Origin of the sequence: Mesorhizobium sp. M7D.F.Ca.US.004.03.1.1 (assembly GCF_003998635.1) — a bacterium.
Lineage (GTDB): Bacteria > Pseudomonadota > Alphaproteobacteria > Rhizobiales > Rhizobiaceae > Mesorhizobium > Mesorhizobium loti.
This window is the reverse complement of record NZ_RZQG01000613.1, coordinates 1-3,643: the sequence shown is the minus strand read 5'-3', so window position 1 is coordinate 3,643 and position 3,643 is coordinate 1. Positions and strand designations below refer to the sequence as shown.

Here is a 3,643-nt window from a genome sequence, read left to right as displayed (position 1 = left end):
ACATCGCCTTGGGCAGGCGGTCGAGATATTTAGCCAGCTGCAGGATTTCGGCCGCCTGGCGTACACGGCGGTCGATCTCGGCCTTGTTCTCCTTGCCGATCTTCATCGAGAACGCCATGTTGTCGTAGACGGTCATGTGCGGGTAGAGCGCATAGGACTGGAACACCATCGCGATGCCCCGCTTCGACGGCGGCACGTCGTTGACCACCTCGCCCGCGATCTTGAGTTCGCCGGAGGTGATTTCCTCAAGCCCGGCGATCGACCGCAGCAATGTCGACTTGCCGCAGCCAGACGGGCCGACAAAGACGATGAACTCGCCCGACTTTATGTCGAGGTCGATGCCGTGGAGAATGTTCAGATTGCCGTAGGACTTCTTCACTTGTCTTAGCGTGACATCGGCCATTGGTTTCCTCCCAGTAGTTTGAAATTCAAGTGATTTGAAATTCAGTCGATACGCCCGAACCAGGCGCCGTAGCCGCCGAGCTTTATGGCGCCGCTGCTCGTCTGCCCCGAAAATCCGTGTCCCGGCAAAGGTTGCAGCGATCGGTTGCCAAGGTCAACCTCGGCCGGCCTGGCGCCCAGATTGAAGACGCAGACAATCTGCTCGTTGCCGGCGCGGCGCGTGAAGGCGACGGTGTCGCCCTCACTTTCGATGAAGGTGATATCGCCCTTGGCCAGGGCCGGATGGGCGCGCCGGAAGCTGAGAAAGCGCCGGTAGTGTTCGAGCAGCGAAGTCTCGTCGCCCTGCTGGACATTGACCGCTTGCGCCAGATGCTTGGCCGGCACCGGCAGCCAAGGCTTTGCCGAGGAGAAGCCGCCGTTCTTGGCGCTGCCGTCCCACACCATTGGCGTGCGGCAGCCGTCGCGGCCCTTGAATTCAGGCCAGAAGCGGATGCCGTAGGGGTCCTGCAGATCCTCGAACCGAAGGTCGGCCTCGCCGAGCCCAAGCTCCTCGCCCTGATAGATGCAGACCGACCCGCGCAACGACATCAGTAGCGCCGAGATGACCTTGAGGTAGGCGGTCGGGTCGGCCTCATTGGCGGCCCAGCGCGAGGCCGGGCGCATCACGTCATGGTTGGAGAAGGCCCAGCATGACCAGCCGTCGCTGGCCACCTTGCCGAAGGATTCCAGCACCGAGCGGACCTTGGCCGCGCTGATCTTTTCCGGCGCCAGGAAATCGAAGGAATAGCACATGTGCACGCGCTTGCCACCGGCGGTGTAGGCAGCCACCACCTCCAGTCCGCGCTGCGAATCGCCGACCTCGCCGACCGCGGCGGTTGCTGGATATTCATCGAGCAGGGCGCGGAACCGTTCAAGGAAGCCGAGGTTCTCGGGGCGGCTCTTGTCGTAGAGATGGTCCTGGTAATTGTAGGGGTTGACCGCCGGTGCGGTCTGGTCGTTGCGCTCTTCCGGCGGCAGCGGTGGGTTGTTTTCCAGGCCCTGGCTGTGGAAGTAGAAATTGATGGTGTCGAGCCGGAAGCCGTCGACGCCGCGCTCCAGCCAGAAACGGGTGACGTCGAGCAACGCGTCCTGGACGTCGTGGTTGTGGAAGTTGAGGTCGGGCTGCTCGGCCAGGAAATTATGCAGGTAATATTGCTGGCGGCTGGTGTCCCATTGCCAGGCCGAGCCGCCGAAGATCGACAGCCAGTTGTTGGGCGGCGTGCCGTCCGGCCTGGCGTCCGCCCAGACGTACCAGTCGGCCTTCGGGTTGGTGCGGCTCGAGCGGCTTTCCTTGAACCATGGGTGGTTGTCGGCGGTGTGCGACAGCACCTCGTCGATCATCACCTTGAGGCCCAGCCTGTGTGCCTCGGCTGTCAGCGCGTCGAAATCAGCCAGCGTGCCGAACATCGGATCGACGTCGCAGTAATCTGACACGTCATAGCCGAAATCCTTCATAGGCGACTTGAAGAACGGCGAAATCCAGATGGCGTCCGCACCGAGTGCCGCGATGTAGGGCAGCCGCCCGATGATGCCCTTGAGGTCACCAATGCCGTCGCCGTTCGAGTCCTGGTAGCTGCGCGGATATATCTGGTAGATCACCGCACCTCGCCACCAGTCGCGATCGATGGCGAGATCAGGCTTCGAGTTGGCCTTCAAAGCGGATTGCATCGTCTCAGCCTCCTTTCACCGAGCCGGCAAGCAGCCCGCGGACAAAATAGCGCTGCAGCGAGAAGAAGACGATCAGCGGCACGATGATGGTCACGAAAGCCGATGTCGTCAGGATCTCCCAGTCGCCGCCGCGTGAGCCCAACAGGGCGTTTAGCTTGGCGGTCAGCACGATCTGGTCTGCCTCTGTACCGAGGAAAACCATCGCCACCAGCAGATCGTTCCATACCCACAGGAATTGGAAGATGGCAAACGAAGCCAGCACCGGGAACGACAGCGGCAAGACGATCTTGACGAAGATCTCGAAATCGCTGGCGCCGTCGATGCGCGCCGATTCCATGATCTCGCGCGGCAGGCCGGCAATGTAGCTGCGCAGCAGGTAGATTGCGAAGGGCAGGCCGAAGCCGGTATGCGCCAGCCAGATGCCGAGATAGGTTTTCGACGGCATGCCGAAGAAAGAGCCGACGCCGTTGTAGAGTTTCAACAGCGGGATCAGCGACATCTGCAGCGGCACCACCAGCAGGCCGATGATGACCGCGATCAGCAGCGCCCGGCCGGGAAACCGCATCCAGGCCAATGCATAGGCGGCAAAGGCGGCGATCAGGATCGGGATGACGGTCGCCGGGATGGTGACGGTCAGCGAGTTCATGAACGACCGTCCGATGCCCTCCGAAAACAACACCGTCTTGTAGTTGTCGGTGGTGAATTTCGGCGGCGCCGACGAGGCATAGTAGATGCGCTGGCCGCGATCGCCTTCGAACGCCTTGGACGAGGCCATGACGAAGCTGCCGTCGGCGTTGAGCAGCAATGTCACGCCGTCGCCGAGATCGGCTGTCGTGCCGGCGGGATATTGCGTCGGTGCCGCCGATTTGACACCGAAGGCGCTGATGTTGCGGGCAGCACCGTCACCGAAGATGTTGCCCTGAAGGACGAACTTGCCGTCCTTTTCGACTTGCGTAGAGGCGGCCGGCAGCCGGCCGGCTTCGGTCTGGGTGGAGCTGGAGAACGAATTCCACCAGCCCGAGGCGATGATCTGGTTCTTGTCGCGCAGCGACGAGACCAGGATGCCGAGCGTCGGTATGGTCCAGATCGCGACGAAGACAAGCACGGCGATGTGGACGCCAAAGCGGCTGGCGAAGGAATTTCCGGTCGCAACGGCCATCTCAATGTCCTCCCGTCTCTTTGTTCGCCTGGCGGATGTTCCAGACCATGATCGGAATGACCGCGATCATGATGATGATGGCGATGGTGGCGCCACGGCCGAAATCGCCGCCGCCACGGAACATCCAGTCGAACATCAGATTGGCCAGCACCTGGCTGTTCCACTGGCCGTTGGTCATGGTCAGCACGATGTCGAACACTTTGAGCACCAGAATGGTGATCGTGGTCCAGACGACGGCGATGGTGCCCCAGATCTGCGGCACCATGATCTTCCAGAATATCTGGAACGGATTGGCGCCGTCGATGACGGCGGCTTCCAATGTTTCCTCGGGAATGCCGCGCAAGGCGGAGGACAGGATGACCATGGCAAAGCCGG

General features: G+C 61.7%; 4 protein-coding genes. All 4 read right to left on the bottom strand.

Annotated elements, in window-relative coordinates:
• The coding region (locus EN935_RS26430) for an ATP-binding cassette domain-containing protein (RefSeq protein WP_127373771.1) at window positions 1-403 on the bottom strand (403 nt) is incomplete at its 3' end.
• A gap of 41 nt (window positions 404-444) precedes the next feature.
• Complete coding sequence (locus EN935_RS26425) at window positions 445-2,109, bottom strand: alpha-glucosidase family protein (RefSeq protein WP_109666833.1); 1,665 nt, start codon at window positions 2,107-2,109, stop codon at window positions 445-447.
• Between the two features lie 4 nt (window positions 2,110-2,113).
• Complete coding sequence (locus EN935_RS26420; protein ID WP_127265147.1) at window positions 2,114-3,268, bottom strand: carbohydrate ABC transporter permease; 1,155 nt, start codon at window positions 3,266-3,268, stop codon at window positions 2,114-2,116.
• Between the two features lies 1 nt (window position 3,269).
• Window positions 3,270-3,643 (bottom strand): ABC transporter permease subunit (locus tag EN935_RS26415; RefSeq protein ID WP_164771353.1); only part of this gene is annotated, 374 nt, incomplete at its 5' end.

What these genes read in the sequence shown, in the direction of transcription:
- EN935_RS26425 (WP_109666833.1), bottom strand. Translation starts at nt 2,109, where the DNA reads ATGCAATCCGCTTTGAAGGCCAACTCGAAGCCTGATCTCGCCATCGAT.
- EN935_RS26420 (WP_127265147.1), bottom strand. Translation starts at nt 3,268, where the DNA reads ATGGCCGTTGCGACCGGAAATTCCTTCGCCAGCCGCTTTGGCGTCCAC.